A 17,701-nucleotide genomic window follows, 5' to 3' on the forward strand; every position below is an offset into this window, starting at 1 on the left:
AGCCCGGCTCAAAAACCCGCTGCGGCGGGTTTTTTTATCCGTTTTATTTATTTGTATGATTTATGCCAACTTCAACTATCAGTTTCTAGATAGATGATGCGCTCATGGATGAAACATTATTGTGAACAGACTATTTTCCTCACATGTGATGCCTTTCCGCGCCCTCATCGACGCTTGTTGGAAAGAAAAATATACCGCCTCGCGCTTTACCCGCGATCTGATCGCCGGGATAACCGTGGGCATTATTGCTATCCCGCTGGCAATGGCGTTGGCAATTGGCAGCGGCGTTGCGCCACAGTACGGCCTGTATACCTCAGCCGTTGCCGGGATTGTTATCGCCCTTACCGGTGGTTCACGTTTTAGCGTCTCCGGTCCTACCGCCGCCTTCGTGGTGATTTTATATCCGGTGTCGCAGCAGTTCGGGCTGGCAGGTCTGCTGGTGGCTACGCTGATGTCCGGGATCTTCCTGATCCTTTTCGGCCTCGCCCGATTTGGCCGATTGATCGAATATATCCCGGTCTCCGTTACCTTAGGCTTTACCTCAGGTATCGGTATCACCATCGGTACCATGCAGATTAAAGATTTTCTCGGTCTGCAGATGGCACACGTCCCGGAACACTACCTGCAAAAAGTGGGTGCGTTGTTTATGGCCCTGCCGACCATTAACCTTGGTGATGCCGCCATTGGCGTGGTCACGCTGGGGATCCTGATTTTCTGGCCGCGTCTGGGGATCCGCCTGCCTGGTCATCTTCCGGCGCTTCTGGCCGGTTGTGCGGTAATGGGCATCGTTAACCTGACAGGTGGCCATGTCGCGACCATCGGTTCTCAGTTCCACTACATTCTGGCGGATGGTTCGCAGGGCAACGGTATCCCGCAACTGCTACCACAGCTGGTGTTGCCGTGGGATATGCCGGGGTCAGACTTTACGCTAAGCTGGAGTTCATTACGGGCGCTGTTACCGGCAGCCTTCTCGATGGCGATGCTCGGCGCGATTGAATCCCTGCTGTGCGCTGTGGTGCTCGACGGGATGACCGGCACCAAGCACAAAGCCAACAGCGAGCTGGTGGGTCAAGGGCTGGGGAATATCGTCGCGCCATTCTTTGGCGGCATCACCGCCACCGCCGCAATTGCCCGCTCTGCGGCTAACGTTCGCGCCGGGGCCACCTCGCCCATTTCTGCGGTGATCCACGCGATTCTGGTGATCCTCGCCCTGCTGGTGTTAGCTCCGTGGCTTTCCTGGCTGCCACTTTCCGCCATGGCGGCCCTGCTGCTGATGGTGGCGTGGAACATGAGTGAAGCCCATAAAGTGGTGGATCTGCTGCGTCACGCACCGAAAGACGACATCATCGTGATGCTGATGTGTATGTCGCTGACCGTACTGTTCGATATGGTGATCGCCATCAGCGTCGGTATCGTCCTTGCCTCGCTGCTGTTTATGCGCCGCATTGCGCGCATGACGCGCCTGGCACCGGTTAACGTAGACGTACCGGACGATGTGCTGGTGCTGCGCGTGATTGGCCCGCTGTTCTTTGCCGCAGCGGAGGGATTGTTTACCGATCTCGAAACACGTATTGCAGGCAAGCGCATCGTGGTACTGAAGTGGGATGCCGTCCCGGTACTGGATGCCGGTGGTCTGGACGCCTTCCAGCGTTTTGTTAAACGACTGCCGGAAGGCTGTGAATTACGTATCAGTAATCTGGAGTTCCAACCGCTACGCACCATGGCGCGTGCGGGTATCCAACCCATCCCCGGCCGTCTGGCGTTCTTCCCGAACCGTGACGCCGCACTGGCTGATATTTAACGTTTAGTGATGGCCGGCAGGCTTTGCTTGTCGGTCACTCTTCACTTCTGCAATCCCCGCTGAGTTGCTATTATCATTTCCCCTACTCCTGATAATACCCACAACAATGAACCCTAATGCTACGTATACCTTTCGCGAAATTACCGAGTCGGATATTCCCGCCGTTCAGTCATTTATTATCCGTCATTTAAATCTCTATTTTCAGGCTAACAGGCCCACTCCACGTCCTGACGAAGACATATTAGATTTACGTTCACACTACCTGCACCACCCCCGAAATCTACTGCTCGGCGCGTGGGATGCACACCAGCAACTTATCGCTACGCTGGCAGTGTGTCAGTACGATGACAGAATCATGGCATTGCGCGGGCGCTATGATTTAGCCAACACCGCAGAAATTTGCCGCTGTTACGTGGAACAGGAACACCGCCGTCGAGGTATAGGCCGCCAACTTATGACGCTGGCAGAAGCATATTGTCAGCGTCAGCAATATAAAACGCTCTACTTGCATACCCATCATTTTTTACCCGGCGGCTATCAGTTTTGGTGCAACAATCACTTTAACGTGTTCCTTGATGAAGGTGGCGAGCAACAAATTGTCCATATGGAAAAACACATTGAAAAATGTGATGTGGCGCAGATTATTTAATAAGCGTGTATTTCTCGCTATTCATTTTATTCTTTTTCAACGCCACATCGTTAATTGATCAACATCAAATAATTCTCATTTAATTTACCAAATATTTATTATCTTCGGCACATCACAATGAACCATTAAAGATTAACCACATGATTTAAAAGGAATTAAAAATGACAATTAAATACTACCTACTTATTACAGCGGTTGACGCAATATTAGCATACCGATACAGTCCGCTCCGACAGTATTTCAAAGCGCAGTCATGCTTTTGAAACGGAATATGGTGCGGATGATTTCTCTCTTATGCCATAGCTGCCCCCGCAACTGTAAGCGGATGCTGAATATCTCTGTGTAGTGATGATTCACTACAGGTCACTGTAAAATATTTTTATGGGAAGGCCGATATTCTGATTACCGTAAGCCAGGAGACCTACTGTCATGGTTTTATACATTGAGTGGACGGGATGGTCCATGGGGTGATTTATTTGACGAATGAACAAAATTGATTCCTGATCAAACTGGCAACAATATGTTTTATTTTCATATTATTTTGCCTGAATGTCATGATGAAATGTCATCTATCGTCATGCGCCTGTCCCGCGAAATAAATAATGACCAGACGCTGAAGCGCTGGCATCAACGGGACAATGATAATGTATTCTGTTTTTACCTCTGCTTATTGCAAATATTCACTTCTGGCGCTGACCGGCGCGGCACTCTTCCTGACCAGTAATATGGCGACGGCGGCAAAGACGCAATATCCGCTGACTATCAAAAACTGTGGTCGAGATATTACCTTTAATAAAGCCCCGCATCGCGTGACCACAGTGGGTCAGAACAGCACTGAAATCCTCTATTCTTTGGGTCTGGCCGATCGCGTTGTAGGCACATCGCTGTGGTTTGGCCCGGTTCCTGAACAGTACAAAGCGGCGAATGACAAGATTGCAGTCATCGCACAAAACATACCCAGCTTTGAAGGCATTATCGCCAAAAAACCAGACCTGGTTGCCAGCCAGTTTGAATGGCAGATTGGCCCCGCGGGGACGGTTGCCTCTTATGAACAATTCAGTGAACTCAACGTTCCGGTTTATACCGCCCCTGCCGATTGTGCAAAAGACAATGAAGACGGCGGCGATGGTGTGCGTAAAGGCATGTTTGATATCGCCATGGTCTACCAGGAAGTTGCCGATCTGGCCAAAATCTTCGATGTGCAGGACAAGGGCGATGAGTTGATAGCCAGCCTCAAAGCCCGCGAGGCCGCAGCCAAAACGAAGATCACCGGCATGGAGAATAACGTTTCTGCCGTCTTCTGGTTCTCCAGCGCCGATCTGCAGCTTGATCCGTATGTTGCCGGTAAATTTGGCCCCGCCGCGTGGATCGCACAAACCCTCGGGGTAAAAAATGTCATTGATTCTGCGGAAGAGTGGCCGACTGTCGGCTGGGAAACCATTGCCAAAGCCAGTCCATCGGTGATTGTTCTCGGCGAGATGGGCCGTCGCCGTTTCCCGGCGGATGACTGGAAAGTCAAAATGGAATACCTCAAGTCTGACCCGGTTACCCGTCTTATCCCGGCGGTGAAAGACAACCACCTGCCGGTGATTGATGTCCAGACCATGAATGCGGGCATCAGAACCCTTGACGGGCTGGAAAAACTCGCCGATGCGCTGGTGCAATACGGTCTGGCACACCCGCAGGCCACTCATTAATCCTCGTCGCGCGTGATGTCATGCACGGGCATCACGCGCTTTCGCACTCAGGAAAGCCATCGACAATGAGCGAATTACGCAGGACGCGTCGGGCGATGAGTCAGTTTACCCAGCGAACGCTGCTGCACAGCCTGTGGGTCAGCGTGGTGATGTGCGGGGTGCTGCTGGCGGGGATCTCCATCGGTGAGACGTTTATCCCGTGGCAGCATGTCACCCACACGCTGGCAAACCACCTGTTTGGCAGCCAATATCCGGTAGACGCGCTGGATGCTGGGATCATCTGGAACTACCGCCTGACCCGTGCGCTGGTCTCTGCCTGCTGCGGTGCCTGTCTGGCCGTTTCCGGCGTGGTGCTGCAATCACTACTGCGTAATGCGCTGGCCGAACCTTATCTGCTGGGGATCTCGGCCGGGGCATCGACGGGAGCGGTGCTGATCGCGCTGACCGGGTTGGGTGCGGGGATTATCAGCATGTCGCTCGGGGCGTTTATCGGCGCGCTGACGGCATTTCTGTTTGTCGCACTGCTGGCCATGGCCGCAAGGGGTAAAAACGGGTCCGCCACCACGCAAATTATTCTCGCCGGGATCGCCAGCTCGCAGCTGTTCAATGCCATTACCTCGCTCATCATTACCCGTTCGGCCAATGCCGAACAGGCACGCGGCATTATGTTCTGGCTGCTCGGCAATCTGAGCGGCGTACGCTGGCCCGATGTGGTACTGGCCATCCCGACCGCGCTGGTCGGCATCATCGTCTGCTTTTGCTACGCCCGCCATCTGGACGCATTTTCATTTGGCGCCGAGTCAGCGGCCTCGCTGGGCATCCCGGTTAAACGCACTCGCGGCGTACTGATTACCGCGGTGACGGGGATGACCGCCATTATGGTGTCGATTGTCGGGGCCATTGGCTTTGTTGGACTGGTTATCCCTCACGCTGCGCGTTTACTGGTGGGTAATCAGCATCACCGCTTGCTGCCCGTCAGCGCCCTGATTGGTGCCATTTTTCTTATTGTCGCGGACGTCATTTCACGCACCTTACTACCAGGGCAAGTACTGCCTATTGGGGTGATCACTGCGCTGGTTGGCGCGCCCGCATTTTCGATTATTTTGATCCGAGGGAACCCGAGCAAATGACGGTTAACCCACGTTTTACCACGCCGCTACGCGCGGTAAATACCGCCAACGATGTGGTCTGCGCTCAACATCTGCACTGGGAGGTGAAAGGCAAGGCCATCGTCAATGATGTCTCTTTTCAGGTCGCACCCGGTGAGTTTGTGGGCATTATCGGCCCCAACGGTTCGGGGAAAACGTCGCTCATTTCCCTGCTGGCCGGTTTACTCAAGCCCTCCAGCGGCAGCGTTTCGCTTAACCGCAAAGATATTCGCCGCTACTCACGCCGCCATCTGGCGCAAAAGGTCGCCCTGGTTGAACAGCAGGCGGAAACCAGCGAGCGTCTGACCGCCATCCAGGCCGTGTCCCTTGGCCGCACGCCGTGGTTAAGTCTGCTGTCGCCGTGGTCACGGACCGACGACGTTATCGTGCAGACGATGCTGGAGAAAGTCTCCCTGCAAAACGTCCAGCATCGCTGCTGGCATACCTTCTCCGGCGGCGAACGCCAGCGCCTGCATATTGCCAGAGCGCTGGCACAACAGCCCCAGGTATTGCTGATGGATGAGCCAACCAATCATCTCGACATCCAGCATCAAATTGGCCTGCTTAACCTGGTTAAACGCGAAAAACTGACCGTGATTGCCGCCCTGCACGATCTGAATCATGCCGCGATGTTTTGCGATCGCATCATGGTGATGACAGCGGGACGACTGGTCATGCAAGGCTGCCCTGCAGCTGTCTTCACCCGAGAAAATCTTAACAACTGGTTTGGCATCGATGCGATTGTCGAACGAGCTGCTGATGAGGCGAGCTGCTTTATTCGCTACCAACGGCCAGCGTAAATATCACAAGGAACCGCAATGAAATGTATTAAACAACGTTTACTCATCCTGTGCCTGTGCGCGTTCACCTCGACGGCGTTCGCACAAACGTATGAAGTGCTGATGAAAAACCGCGGTACCGGCGGACCGATGGTCTACGAGCCGGATTTTCTGGCGATCCTGCCGGGCGATAGCGTGAAGTTTGTTCGCAAGCACAAAAGCCACAATGCGGCCTCAATTGCCGAGCTGTCTCCTGCCGGGTACCCCGGTTTCATCGGCAAAATCGATGAGGAGATTGAAATCAAATACGACACAGCAGGCTTCTACGGCATCAAATGCTCACCGCACTATGCGCAGGGGATGATTATGCTGATCAAAGTCGGCGACGCCGTTTTACCCGACAGCTACCGCGCGTTTAAAGCCCCCGGCCTTGCCGATAAACGCTTTCAGGACATTTATACCCGCATTGAGAAACCCTGACAGCGCAATAAACAGAGGAGACGGCGGTGAATAAAAAAACAGACAGTGAGGCAATCCACACCCAGCGACGCGATTGCCTGTGTAAGTTGACAAAATTTGTCGGCGCTGCGGGGGTGACCGCAGCCGTCTGGCCACTCATTTCGGCGCTGGGGCCGGACGATAAAACCGTGGCAGAAAATGAGCCGGTGGATGTCTCTCTTGCGGGAGTAGCGGCTGGTCAGACGGTGAAACGAATCTGGCAGGGGAAACTGATCCTGATTCGCCACCGTACGCCAGACGAGATCACGGCGGCGCAGCAGGCCGACACCCGACTGTTGCTCGACCCGCAGGCAGACAGCGAGCGGGTCACGGCGGCGCATCCGCAGTGGCTGATCGTTCAGGGTTACTGCCCGCATGCCGGATGCGTGCCTAACGCCAACCCCAGCGGTCAGGGCTGGATTTGTCCGTGTCACGGCTCAGAGTTTGACACCTCCGGGCGCGTGACGCGGGGTCCGGCCACGGCGAATTTGGCGATCCCCGACTATGCCCTGGCCGCCGATGGTCTGAGTGTACGCCTTGGCACAAAAGAGGCCTGACATGAACGCAACGTCCCCGACAGCACCCCAGCGTCATGTGCAATTTCGCCTTCCGTTCCCCCGCTCCATTACCGGCGTGTGGATCTTTGCCGTCGGCATCATCTTGCTGGTCATGCTGGGCGTGCAAATTCTCTCCGGCATCGTGCTGGCAATGTTTTATGTGCCCACGGCAGATTCCGCGTTTGATTCCATTGTGCATATTATGCGTGCGGTCAGGCAAGGGGAGCTGGTGCGTAATCTGCACGCCATTGGCGCCTCGCTTTTTTTCTTCGCCTGCTACCTGCATATCTTTCGCGCAATGTATTACAACGTATACCGCAAACCGTATCTGAAGATGTGGGCCATCAGCGTAACGCTGTATGTGCTCCTGATGATCACCGCATTTCTCGGCTATAGCCTGATTTGGGGGCAAAAAAGCTATTGGGCCGCCACGGTTATCACCAGTTTCGCCCGCGCAATACCGTTCGTTGGCGATACGCTGTACACCTTTTTTGTCGGCGGGTATGCGCCCGGCACGCCGATGTTAGGCCGTTTTTATGTGCTTCACTTTATTATCCCCTTCGCCATTGTTGCGATGACGATATGGCATGTGCGTACCGTCCAGTCAGCGTTCGCCCACGCGATGAAAAAAACGTTCACCGCCCGCGAGTCGCAACGTCTGCTGTTTGATTTTCGCGTCACCGAACGCGATGCCCTCAAGCTGACGCTGTTTTTAATGCTGTTTGCGTGGTTCTTATTTTTTGCGCCGCACTACCTCAGCAGTGCCGATAACTTTATCCCCGCCGACCCGACGGTCACGCCCGCCGTTGTCGCGCCCGAGTGGTATTTTCTGCCCTTCTTCTCCATTTTGCGCTGTTTTCCCAATGAGCTGGCGGGCATTGCCGCCATGTGCGCATCGGTGCTGATCTTCTATTTGTTACCCTGGCTGGATACCTCCCGCGCACGGTTTCGCCATTACAGCAAATGGATCAAACTCGGTTTCTGGATCTGGGTCGGCAATGTGTTCTTTTTAGGCTGGCTGGGTTCAAAAGCACTGGTCGGCCCCGACCTGCTGGACGGATTGAGTAACGATGACGGCTGGATCCGTGCCGCGTCTCAGCTTTCAACGCTTATCTATTTCGCATGGTTTCTGCTTGTGATGCCGTGTCGACGCTTACTGGAAAAACAGGACTGACATGATGGGACGATGGTTAACCTTTGCAGCCCTGAGCTTGGCGTCACTCTTCAGTCATGGGTATTGCGCGCCGCTTCCGCCCCCGCAGCCGTGGGTATTTAGCGGCGTGAACGGCGCTCACGACACTGAACAGTTACGTCGTGGTTTACAGGTTTACGAAGAAAAATGCCGGGCCTGCCACGGTATGAAATATCTCACCTTCAAAGAGCTGACCCAACCTGGCGGGCCGCAACTCACGCAAGCAGAAGCCAGAGCACTGGCCAGCGGCTATCTGTTTGCAACGGTTGAGGACGACGGACAACCGGGTGAACGTGACGGCAATCTGAACGATGTCTTCGCCTCCCCTTATCTGAACGATCAGGAAGCCAAATACCTCAACAATGGCGCACTGCCGGTGGATCTCAGCTATATCGTGCGGGCACGAAGCTACGATCGCGGGTTTCCGCAGTTTATCCTCGATGCGTTTATTCCCTACACTGACAGCGGTGCGGATTATATTTATGCGCTGCTAACGGGTTATTTACCCGACGATCCTGAGATGAAGGCAAACCGGTATTTTCCTGGTGGGATAATCAATATGCCAAAGCCGCTGGCAGATGGTGAGATTACCTGGTCCACGCAGTCTCATCTGCCACAAACCGAGCAACAGTACGCGCGCGATGTCACCGCGTTTCTGGCATGGGTTGCCGATCCGCAGCTGGCGTCAAGAAAACATCAGGGAATGTACGTGATGGGGTATCTGGCGGTGGTTGTGGCATTATTAGCACTATTACTGCGAATTCAGTCCCGCTCGCGCAAAAGCAAGACGAACTGAAAACCAGTCAGCGTAAGGCTGGCTGGTCTGCAGACAATGTCACGGTTTAGCTATGGCGTTGGCTATTATTACGACGACAGCGTTTGTCGTAATGGCGAACCCACCAGTAGCGGTCGCTGATTTGTTCGTGACCGCCGACGCGAGCCCCCGCCAGCCAGAGCACGCCGCCAACAAAAATACTGAGCACGGCACCGTGTGCAAAAAATTGTGGCAGGTTAAATTGCGGCAGCTGATTTAAGATTGAATAGCCCACACCGACAACCATCACCACCAACCCTAAAGCCATGAGCACGTTACCGAGTAACGAAGCGTTTTTGCGTTTCATGTGTCACCTCCGGAACTTTGGGTTGCTACAGGGAATACCCCTAATCCTTATGTGTAAAGTATAGACAACACTGCCGCTCGCAAGTGCGCCTGTGATCACAATTACAAACACTCATGCAACAAAACTTTACAAATAACCCACTGAACACACTCATTTTCTAATAGTCCAGCGAGGCAATTATTCATTTTTTGCCGGTACGCACGCAGTTTTTTGTCAAGCGCGCCGCCAGACAGTAAACTACACGCCGGTTATGGACACACTCAGGACAAAATACGTGACGATTAAATTGATTGTCGGTCTGGCGAATCCCGGCGCTGAATATGCGGCTACGCGACACAATGCCGGCGCATGGTACGTCGATTTGCTGGCAGAGAGATTACGCGCCCCCCTGCGCGATGAGCCGAAATTCTTCGGTTACACCTCCAGAGTGACGCTCGAGGGTGAAGATGTCCGTCTGCTGGTGCCAACCACATTTATGAATCTGAGCGGCAAAGCAGTCAGCGCGATGGCCAGCTTTTATCGGATCAATCCTGATGAAATTTTGGTCGCCCACGACGAATTAGATTTGCCCCCCGGCGTTGCCAAGTTTAAGCTCGGCGGCGGCCACGGCGGGCATAATGGCCTGAAAGACATCATCAGCAAGTTGGGCAATAACCCGAACTTTCATCGCTTACGCGTTGGAATTGGCCATCCCGGCGATAAAAACAAAGTTGTCGGCTTTGTTTTAGGCAAACCGCCTGTTTCAGAACAAAAGTTAATTGATGAAGCCATCGACGAAGCGGCGCGTTGTACCGAGATATTGTTCAAAGATGGCCTGACCAAGGCAACCAGCCGGTTACATACCTTTAAAGCACAATAAGCAGCGATGTGCGGCATTTTTCCCGCGTGCTGTGTATAATAGGCAAAGTTATTTACTTTTCTACAATCTGTTTTCCATAACAGGTTGAATATCAAAAGATTAAGGTGATTTAAACATGGGATTCAAATGCGGTATCGTCGGTTTGCCAAACGTAGGCAAATCCACCCTGTTCAACGCGCTCACCAAAGCGGGTATTGAAGCGGCTAACTTCCCGTTCTGTACTATTGAGCCGAACACTGGCGTTGTACCGATGCCCGATCCGCGTCTGGACCAGTTGGCTGAGATCGTCAAGCCGCAGCGTATTCTCCCGACTACTATGGAATTCGTCGACATTGCCGGTCTGGTAAAAGGCGCATCCAAAGGTGAAGGTCTGGGTAACCAGTTCCTGACCAACATCCGCGAAACCGAAGCGATCGGTCACGTGGTACGCTGCTTTGAAAACGACAATATCATTCACGTTAATAACAAAGTGGATCCGGCTGACGATATCGACGTCATTAATACCGAGTTGGCACTGTCTGACCTGGATACCTGCGAACGCGCGATTCACCGCGTGCAGAAAAAAGCCAAAGGCGGCGACAAAGACGCTAAAGCCGAGCTGGCCGCGCTGGAAAAATGCCTGCCGCATTTGGAAAATGCCGGGATGCTGCGTTCACTGACCAACCTGACGGACGAAGACAAAGCTGCCATCAAATACCTGAGCTTCCTGACCCTGAAGCCAACCATGTATATCGCCAACGTTAACGAAGACGGTTTTGAGAACAACCCGTACCTCGATAAAGTGCGTGAAATCGCGGCTGCTGAAGGTTCTGTGGTGGTTGCCGTGTGTGCGGCAGTTGAATCCGATATCGCCGAACTTGACGATGCCGATCGTGAAGAATTTATGGCTGAGCTGGGCATTGAAGAACCCGGTCTGAACCGCGTGATCCGCGCCGGTTACGAGCTGCTGAACCTGCAGACCTACTTCACCGCTGGCGTGAAAGAAGTCCGCGCGTGGACCATCCCTGTTGGCGCAACCGCCCCGCAGGCTGCCGGTAAAATCCACACCGACTTCGAGAAAGGCTTTATCCGCGCGCAGACCATCGCATTTGAAGACTTCATCACCTACAAGGGTGAGCAAGGCGCAAAAGAAGCCGGTAAGATGCGTGCAGAAGGTAAAGATTACATCGTCAAAGATGGCGACGTAATGAACTTCCTGTTCAACGTCTAAATAAGCTTTGTCGTCTCATGAGGTTTCATTGAATCTCATCAGAATCAGAAAAAACTTTAAAACCCACGCAATTGCGTGGGTTTTTCATTTCATAGAGTCTCATGTAACCTCAACGGCATCAGTCCAGAAAACGTCGAACATACCTTGTCGTGAGGACAGGAAATACCTACTGCCGCGGAGTCAGTCCAGTTTTACAGATATTTTCGTCCACTCTGCGCAATTTAATAGTGTTTATTATCTGGATTATCACAGTTATTTTTCCTGACTTATTTATTATTACTTCAGCTCAATTGTTAACAATAAAAATAAAGCACCAAATGTAAATTTTAAAATGACCACCAAAAACGCCAGCCATTTATAAAATTAAAGTAACATCACGTAATATTGTCGTTTTTTATTTCTCATAGACGAGTATTTACATATCATGATATAATCTCGCGGAAAAAATGCAGGTTAACAACCTGCATTTAATGTAAATAAATTTTTGAGGAGAGCATTCCAGTGGGACGTAAATGGGCCAATATTGTTGCTAAAAAAACGGCTAAAGACGGTGCGACGTCTAATATATATGCAAAATTCGGTGTAGAAATCTATGCTGCTGCTAAGCAAGGTGAACCAGACCCAGAATCAAACTCATCTTTAAAATTCGTTATTGAACGTGCGAAGCAAGCACAAGTCCCGAAACACGTTATTGATAAAGCAATTGATAAAGCCAAAGGCGGCGGCGATGAAACATTCGTGCAAGGTCGTTATGAAGGTTTTGGACCCAATGGCTCAATGATTATCGCTGAAACCTTGACGTCAAATGTTAACCGTACGATTGCTAATGTCCGCACAATTTTCAATAAAAAAGGCGGGAGTATCGGAGCGGCAGGCTCTGTCAGCTATATGTTTGACAATACTGGCGTCATTGTATTTGCAGGAACAGATCCAGACCGTATTTTTGAAATTTTGCTTGATGCTGAAGTTGATGTTCGTGATGTAACCGAAGAAGAAGGAAACATCGTCATTTATACTGAACCTACAGATCTTCACAAAGGAATTGCAGCTCTAAAAGCAGCTGGAATTACTGAATTCGCAACAACAGAATTAGAAATGATTGCTCAAGCAGAAATTGAACTCTCACCAGAAGATTTAGAAATCTTTGAAGGACTTGTTGATGCCCTTGAAGATGATGATGATGTTCAAAAAGTATATCATAACGTTGCAAATCTCTAATTATATATTAAAGAAATCTGTCGTTGTGGCAGATTTCTTAATTTTACAACTTTGTATATTAAAGCATATCCAGCCAGATGCATTGTTTTAAATTCACCCTGTCATTATCGCGCACAAAATATATCTTTTTGCCCATAGCATTATAAGATTAATATATCCACGCAATTGCGTGGATTTTTCATTTACCCTGTTATTGATGCCCGCCGTGATGGCCGTTAATACATCGCCATAGTTAATTCAGAAATGGGTAATCGGTATAACCCACTTCGCTACCGCCAAACAGCGTCGCTGGGTTACCCATTTCTGAAAGTGGCAGGTTTTCTTTCAGGCGACGTGGGAAATCTGGATTGGCGATAAAGGGACGTCCGAAAGCAACCAGATCTACGATCCCTGCCGATAACAGTTTGTCGGCTTTTTCACGGGTGTAATTCCCCGCCACAATAATCGTACCGCTAAAAGTCGCCCGCAGGGTCTCCCGGAACGCATAGGGCACCTGCGGCGCATCATCCCAATCCGCTTCCGCCAGATGAATAAAGGCAATACCTTTTGATTCACACCAGGCCGCCAGAGCCAGAATAGCGTCAATAACCTGCGGGTCATCCATGCCACGCTGGGTGATGTACGGGGCCAGACGGATACCGGTACTCTCTGCACCAATGGCCTCGCTGATCGCTTCCAGTATCTGCTGGGCGAAACGCACACGGTTTTCCAGACTACCGCCGTATTCATCGGTTCGTTGGTTTGAAGAACGGCGCAGGAACTGGTCAATCAGATACCCGTTGCCACCGTGAACTTCCACGCCATCAAAACCCGCTTCCACCGCATTGAGGGCCGCCTGCCGGTAATCTGCTATTACCCGTTGAATATCAGCTGTCGTTAGCTCACGTGGAACCGGGCAGTCGACCATTTCACCGATACCCTCATTGTTTACCACCCACACCTGTGCGTGCGGTGATAACGCAGAAGGAGCTACAGGTTGGCCGTCCGGGTGAAAACTTGCATGGGACATACGCCCCACATGCCACAACTGGGAGAAAATCGTACCTCCTGCGCGATGGACCGCATCTGTTACCAGACGCCATCCCGCCACCTGTTCAGCAGAATGAATGCCTGGTGTCCAGGAGTAACCCTGCCCTTGGGCAGAGATCTGTGTTGCTTCGGTGATGATAAGACCGGCGGTGGCGCGCTGCTGATAATACTCGGCCATAAGCGCGCCAGGAATATTACCGGGCTGGACAGTACGGGCACGAGTCATCGGTGCCATGACAATACGGTTTTTTAGTACACGTTTGCCAATAGATGTTGTCTCGAAAAGGGAATGTTGTGGCATGTTCTGCTCTCCTGAGCGGTTAACTATGGCTTGACTTTATGTCATGCAAGTCGCTTTGATAATGGCAGTAATAATTGATTATCTTTTCAGGAAAACGGAATAATGGGTAAATTCGAAGATATGACGTTACTGGTGGAAGTGGTTGAAGCTGGTGGTCTGGCCGCTGCAGGGCGTCGGATGAACCTTTCCCCCGCCACCATGACTGCTCGATTAAAGGCGCTGGAAGAACGTTATCAAACCCGGCTGTTTAATCGTTCAACCCGGGCTATCGCATTGACACGAGCCGGGGAGGAGTTTTACCACGCCGCACTTCGTGTGCAGGAGGAGATGACACAGGCAGAATCAAAACTGATGCAGAAGGACGGACTGCTCAGCGGCAGCCTACGTATTTCAGCCCCCTCGGACTTTGGCCGACAGTATCTTTCCCCTGCGCTTCTCGATTTCTCCCGTTTGCATCCTGAAGTCAGAAGCTCCGTTTATCTCAGTGAGAGCGTGGTGGATTTGATTGTCAACCGTCTGGATATGAGCGTGCGTTTCGGGAACTTGCCGGACAGTAATCTGGTCACAAAATTCATCCGTCCTAATTATCGGGTGCTGGTTGCGTCAAAAAGCTACCTTGAAGCTCACGGAACGCCTCAGTATCCGGATGAATTACACGGGCACCGCTGCCTGGTGATGGAGCAGCGCGGCACGCTGATGAACGAGTGGCGTTTTGAAGAGCAAAATGAAACCGCGGTGGTGCAGGTCACGCCGGCAATGGTATGTGATGACGGCGCCTTGCTTCGTCAGTGGGTACTGGCCGGAGCGGGTATTGCCAGCAAATCCTGGTGGGATGTGAAGCAAGATGTGGAACAAGGGCGACTGAGCGTTTTATTTGCTGAGACTTTTATCGGCTTTAGCCGCCATGACAAGAAACACGTTGGTCTGCAGTTTGTCTACCCTCAACGGCGTTTTCAGCCGTTGCAGGTGACGGCTTTCAGTGAGTTTTTCATTAGCTGGCTGGATAATGAATAACGCAGCTACTATCGGTTTTACGGCCGTGCAGCCACCTGGCGACACCGTTCATCTTCATCTGCGCACGTAGCCATTGAAGCTGGTATCACGGATAACTGGTTCAAATATGTGGGCCCGTCGTTAAGCCAAAGCGAAAACAAGCCCCGCTTTTCGGCGTATCCACCAGCGCAATTTCGCTACCATGTAGCTGTAGCATCTGGCGGACGATCATCAACCCCAGTCCCCCTACTCGAACACCTGACGGATTCGCAATCGAAGGACGGATGAATAATCCCTCCATCAATTCTTGCGGGATCCCAGGACCGCTGTCGCTAATTTGCACCATCACTTTATCCGCTTCTCGCCACAAACGCACAGCAACAGTGCCGTTGTCGGGAGTATGGCGAATCGCATTATCCAGCAGGTTGGTCAGCACCCGTTCGATCATCCAGAGGTCCGCATCAATAAGCGGCAGGCCTGGCTGAATATCTGCCAGCAATGCCAGCTGTTTAGTCTGGGCAGAAAGTTCAAATTTCTGGAAAACATCCTGCAGCAGTTCACTAATCGAGAATTTCTCTTTCTGCGGTTTAACCACACCATATTCCAGACGAGCCAGCTCAAACAGCGACTGGGAGAGCGCACCCACCTTTTGGCTCTGTGCGAGAGCAATATTAAGGTAGCGCTGCTTCTCAGCGTCGCTCAGGCTGGCTGACATTACGGACAGGCTTTCAAGGTAGCCGTGTAGTGAGGTTAATGGCGTGCGCAAATCATGGGAAATGTTGGCGATAAACTCACGTCGTAACTGCTCTTGTTGTGCAAGACGATGCCACTGTTCTGCAATGCGCTGGGCCATCGAGATAACCCCTTGTCGCAGTTGGCTAATTTCATCGTTACTGGTATTGATTTGCCGGGGCTGCGCCGCCATTGCCTGCATTTCTTCTATCCCACCGGTTTCCAGGGCATGGACCTGAGCAGACAACTCGCGCAAGGGACGAGTTATCCAGCGCAAGGCGAGTGCCCCCACCACCAGCCCCAACAATGCAACAAGGCTGATGGACAGTAAGACTATCTTCAATAAGGCATCAAATTGCGCATTGCTGTTTAAGGCGTTGTAATTTTCCCCGAGCAAAATCACATACAAGTAGCCTTTTATCTGCCCATCCTGACGCATTGGCGACACGCTAAACACTTTCTTCGCATCAAGGCTACGCGGATCGTCGCCGTAAATGGGGTAATGAGGATTATTTAATGCCGAGTGTATTGGCTGTAAATCAACCCGCTGACGTTTGATGTGCCCTTCCGGCGCCGCATCACCAATAATATTGCCCTCTTTGTCCAGTAAATAAACTTCTACACTGGGATTCACCGCCATCAGATGATCAAACAAATTACGCATTGACTCTTTATTAAGGCCATCGCGTTCAAGCAGAGGGTAGCTTTGGTTGATATGCCCGGCAAGGTCCGCAGAAAGCTGCTGAATAACGGCCTTACTGTATTCAGTACTGGTTCGCACCTGCAGCCAGCCCAACAGGGCACACGACGTAATAAACAGGAGAGCAAAAACCAGCGTTAAACGCTGTGAAAGTGTATAAGTTCGCATGGTTACTCGCGTGGCTGTGCGGTGAATTTATAGCCCTTTCCCCAGACGGTACGGATAAAGTTAGGTTCCGCCGGGTTATCCTCAATTTTGATCCTTAAACGATTGATATGTGTATTCACCGTATGCTCATAGCCTTCATGTTCGTACCCCCAGACCTGATTTAGCAGACTCAAACGGGAAAAGACTTTATCCGGATGTCTGGCAAAAAAGTAAAGCAAATCAAACTCTCTGGGCGTCAACTCCACCGACTGATGATTAAGTTGAACATCCCGAGCCAGCGGATCAATGGAGAGGTTATCAAAAATCAGTACACCAGCATCCAGCCGTAAATTCTTACTCATTGCTTCCTGACGGCGAAAGAGCGCCTTTACACGGGCGACCAGTTCAAGCATTGAAAACGGTTTCGCAAGGTAATCATCAGCCCCCAGTTCAAGACCGAGAATACGATGGGTTTCACTTGAACGAGCGCTGATAATAATGATGGGCGTATAACGCGTCATCGTTCTGGCATGGCGACAGATTTCAAGCCCGTCAACGCCAGGCAGCATTAGATCCAGGATTAGCGCATCCCACCCCCCCTGGTTAAGTAACGCCATACCAATATTGCCATTTACCGCATGCGTCACCGTAAAACCCTCCTCACGCAGATGAAGCTGTAACAGCTCAGCGATGTTTTCATCGTCTTCTACGATAAGTAATTTCTTATCCTGATTCACTTCATTGTCCCCCACGATCCCGATACTGAAAGTCTACACAACAAGCGGGTAGAAAGTTGTCACATTTAATTTAACTTTGCGTGAAGCATCGGGGAATAAATTTTATTGATAATGACCTCATCGAATGTTCAGGAAGCATTGTGATGAAAAAGTTGTCTTTGCCTGTCACCCCGCCGGAGGTTATTCATCCCGCATGGTTGCGAGTGTGCCATTGGTTGAATGCCCTGGCTATGCTGATCATGGTCACCAGCGGCTGGCGAATTTATAACGCATCGCCACTATTTAACTTCAGGTTTATGAATGCGTTAACACTTGGCGGTTGGCTAGGGAAGG

Annotated in this window: 17 protein-coding genes, 1 pseudogene and 1 riboswitch; of the genes and pseudogenes, 14 read left to right on the forward strand and 4 right to left on the reverse strand. The window is 51.5% G+C overall.

Features of this window, described 5'->3' with window-relative positions:
* Nucleotides 1-121 precede the first annotated feature (121 nt).
* The 9 genes from dauA (at nucleotide 122) to FDW88_RS00835 (ending at nucleotide 9,117) form a co-directional block, all read left to right on the forward strand.
* Complete coding sequence (dauA, locus tag FDW88_RS00795; protein WP_115258285.1) at nucleotides 122-1,801, forward strand: C4-dicarboxylic acid transporter DauA; 1,680 nt, start codon at nucleotides 122-124, stop codon at nucleotides 1,799-1,801.
* A gap of 106 nt (nucleotides 1,802-1,907) precedes the next feature.
* On the forward strand, nucleotides 1,908-2,450 hold the full coding sequence (locus tag FDW88_RS00800) for a GNAT family N-acetyltransferase (protein ID WP_135911904.1): 543 nt from the start codon (nucleotides 1,908-1,910) through the stop codon (nucleotides 2,448-2,450).
* Nucleotides 2,451-2,666: 216 nt separating this feature from the next.
* A riboswitch (cobalamin riboswitch) is annotated at nucleotides 2,667-2,894 on the forward strand.
* Nucleotides 2,895-3,094: 200 nt separating this feature from the next.
* Nucleotides 3,095-4,147 (forward strand): ABC transporter substrate-binding protein, encoded by a 1,053-nt coding sequence (locus FDW88_RS00805; RefSeq protein ID WP_137361825.1) that lies wholly within the window; start codon nucleotides 3,095-3,097, stop codon nucleotides 4,145-4,147.
* A 65-nt stretch (nucleotides 4,148-4,212) separates the two neighbouring features.
* Nucleotides 4,213-5,277, forward strand: coding sequence for an iron ABC transporter permease (locus FDW88_RS00810; protein ID WP_137361826.1), 1,065 nt, complete (start codon nucleotides 4,213-4,215; stop codon nucleotides 5,275-5,277).
* Nucleotides 5,274-6,095, forward strand: coding sequence for an ABC transporter ATP-binding protein (locus FDW88_RS00815; RefSeq protein ID WP_115258281.1), 822 nt, complete (start codon nucleotides 5,274-5,276; stop codon nucleotides 6,093-6,095). The genes FDW88_RS00810 and FDW88_RS00815 overlap by 4 nt, the downstream gene beginning before the upstream one ends.
* A gap of 18 nt (nucleotides 6,096-6,113) precedes the next feature.
* The gene (locus tag FDW88_RS00820; protein WP_137361827.1) at nucleotides 6,114-6,554 is read left to right on the forward strand and encodes a pseudoazurin; all 441 of its coding nucleotides are present in this window, start codon (nucleotides 6,114-6,116) and stop codon (nucleotides 6,552-6,554) included.
* A 26-nt stretch (nucleotides 6,555-6,580) separates the two neighbouring features.
* A complete protein-coding gene (petA, locus tag FDW88_RS00825; RefSeq protein ID WP_117342914.1) occupies nucleotides 6,581-7,129 on the forward strand; it encodes a ubiquinol-cytochrome c reductase iron-sulfur subunit in 549 nt (182 codons plus the stop codon).
* A gap of 1 nt (nucleotide 7,130) precedes the next feature.
* The gene (locus FDW88_RS00830) at nucleotides 7,131-8,303 is read left to right on the forward strand and encodes a cytochrome b N-terminal domain-containing protein (protein ID WP_137361828.1); all 1,173 of its coding nucleotides are present in this window, start codon (nucleotides 7,131-7,133) and stop codon (nucleotides 8,301-8,303) included.
* A gap of 4 nt (nucleotides 8,304-8,307) precedes the next feature.
* Nucleotides 8,308-9,117: a cytochrome c1 gene (locus FDW88_RS00835; RefSeq protein ID WP_137361834.1), complete on the forward strand. Its 810-nt coding sequence runs from the start codon at nucleotides 8,308-8,310 to the stop codon at nucleotides 9,115-9,117.
* A gap of 46 nt (nucleotides 9,118-9,163) precedes the next feature.
* Here FDW88_RS00835 and ychH read toward each other — a convergent pair whose 3' ends face one another.
* Nucleotides 9,164-9,442, reverse strand: a complete 279-nt coding sequence (ychH, locus tag FDW88_RS00840) for a stress-induced protein YchH (protein ID WP_045443721.1) — start codon at nucleotides 9,440-9,442, stop codon at nucleotides 9,164-9,166.
* A gap of 274 nt (nucleotides 9,443-9,716) precedes the next feature.
* Here ychH and pth point away from each other — a divergent pair, with 274 nt between their 5' ends.
* The 3 genes from pth (at nucleotide 9,717) to FDW88_RS00855 (ending at nucleotide 12,729) form a co-directional block, all read left to right on the forward strand.
* Nucleotides 9,717-10,301 carry an aminoacyl-tRNA hydrolase gene (pth, locus tag FDW88_RS00845; RefSeq protein ID WP_046275292.1) on the forward strand — a complete coding sequence of 195 codons (585 nt, stop codon included), beginning with the start codon at nucleotides 9,717-9,719 and terminating at the stop codon, nucleotides 10,299-10,301.
* A gap of 115 nt (nucleotides 10,302-10,416) precedes the next feature.
* Nucleotides 10,417-11,511, forward strand: coding sequence for a redox-regulated ATPase YchF (gene ychF / locus FDW88_RS00850; RefSeq protein WP_096756754.1), 1,095 nt, complete (start codon nucleotides 10,417-10,419; stop codon nucleotides 11,509-11,511).
* Between the two features lie 501 nt (nucleotides 11,512-12,012).
* Nucleotides 12,013-12,729, forward strand: a complete 717-nt coding sequence (locus tag FDW88_RS00855) for a YebC/PmpR family DNA-binding transcriptional regulator (protein WP_137361829.1) — start codon at nucleotides 12,013-12,015, stop codon at nucleotides 12,727-12,729.
* Between the two features lie 232 nt (nucleotides 12,730-12,961).
* Here the strand turns inward: FDW88_RS00855 and FDW88_RS00860 are convergent, their stop codons facing one another.
* Nucleotides 12,962-14,059 carry an alkene reductase gene (locus FDW88_RS00860; RefSeq protein ID WP_135911898.1) on the reverse strand — a complete coding sequence of 366 codons (1,098 nt, stop codon included), beginning with the start codon at nucleotides 14,057-14,059 and terminating at the stop codon, nucleotides 12,962-12,964.
* A gap of 102 nt (nucleotides 14,060-14,161) precedes the next feature.
* On the opposite strand from FDW88_RS00860, the gene FDW88_RS00865 reads away from it, so the two are divergent.
* Nucleotides 14,162-15,073, forward strand: coding sequence for a LysR family transcriptional regulator (locus FDW88_RS00865; RefSeq protein ID WP_137361830.1), 912 nt, complete (start codon nucleotides 14,162-14,164; stop codon nucleotides 15,071-15,073).
* Nucleotides 15,074-15,173: 100 nt separating this feature from the next.
* Here the strand turns inward: FDW88_RS00865 and FDW88_RS00870 are convergent, their stop codons facing one another.
* Together FDW88_RS00870 and FDW88_RS00875 are read right to left on the reverse strand one after the other, a co-directional pair.
* A complete protein-coding gene (locus FDW88_RS00870; protein ID WP_137361831.1) occupies nucleotides 15,174-16,652 on the reverse strand; it encodes a HAMP domain-containing sensor histidine kinase in 1,479 nt (492 codons plus the stop codon).
* A 2-nt stretch (nucleotides 16,653-16,654) separates the two neighbouring features.
* Nucleotides 16,655-17,368 carry a response regulator transcription factor gene (locus FDW88_RS00875; protein WP_137361832.1) on the reverse strand — a complete coding sequence of 238 codons (714 nt, stop codon included), beginning with the start codon at nucleotides 17,366-17,368 and terminating at the stop codon, nucleotides 16,655-16,657.
* A gap of 143 nt (nucleotides 17,369-17,511) precedes the next feature.
* On the opposite strand from FDW88_RS00875, the pseudogene FDW88_RS22535 reads away from it, so the two are divergent.
* Nucleotides 17,512-17,701 (forward strand): annotated as a pseudogene (locus tag FDW88_RS22535) (cytochrome B); the annotation flags it as partial.

This window comes from Citrobacter sp. wls829 (assembly GCF_005280825.1).
Classification (GTDB): Bacteria; Pseudomonadota; Gammaproteobacteria; order Enterobacterales; family Enterobacteriaceae; genus Citrobacter; species Citrobacter gillenii.

Coding starts and splice junctions, on each gene's coding strand:
- FDW88_RS00800 (WP_135911904.1), top strand. CDS start 1,908: ATGAACCCTAATGCTACGTATACCTTTCGCGAAATTACCGAGTCGGAT.
- FDW88_RS00805 (WP_137361825.1), top strand. CDS start 3,095: ATGTATTCTGTTTTTACCTCTGCTTATTGCAAATATTCACTTCTGGCG.
- FDW88_RS00810 (WP_137361826.1), top strand. CDS start 4,213: ATGAGCGAATTACGCAGGACGCGTCGGGCGATGAGTCAGTTTACCCAG.
- FDW88_RS00815 (WP_115258281.1), top strand. CDS start 5,274: ATGACGGTTAACCCACGTTTTACCACGCCGCTACGCGCGGTAAATACC.
- FDW88_RS00820 (WP_137361827.1), top strand. CDS start 6,114: ATGAAATGTATTAAACAACGTTTACTCATCCTGTGCCTGTGCGCGTTC.
- FDW88_RS00830 (WP_137361828.1), top strand. CDS start 7,131: ATGAACGCAACGTCCCCGACAGCACCCCAGCGTCATGTGCAATTTCGC.
- FDW88_RS00835 (WP_137361834.1), top strand. CDS start 8,308: ATGGGACGATGGTTAACCTTTGCAGCCCTGAGCTTGGCGTCACTCTTC.
- ychH (WP_045443721.1), bottom strand. CDS start 9,442: ATGAAACGCAAAAACGCTTCGTTACTCGGTAACGTGCTCATGGCTTTA.
- ychF (WP_096756754.1), top strand. CDS start 10,417: ATGGGATTCAAATGCGGTATCGTCGGTTTGCCAAACGTAGGCAAATCC.
- FDW88_RS00860 (WP_135911898.1), bottom strand. CDS start 14,059: ATGCCACAACATTCCCTTTTCGAGACAACATCTATTGGCAAACGTGTA.
- FDW88_RS00865 (WP_137361830.1), top strand. CDS start 14,162: ATGGGTAAATTCGAAGATATGACGTTACTGGTGGAAGTGGTTGAAGCT.
- FDW88_RS00870 (WP_137361831.1), bottom strand. CDS start 16,652: ATGCGAACTTATACACTTTCACAGCGTTTAACGCTGGTTTTTGCTCTC.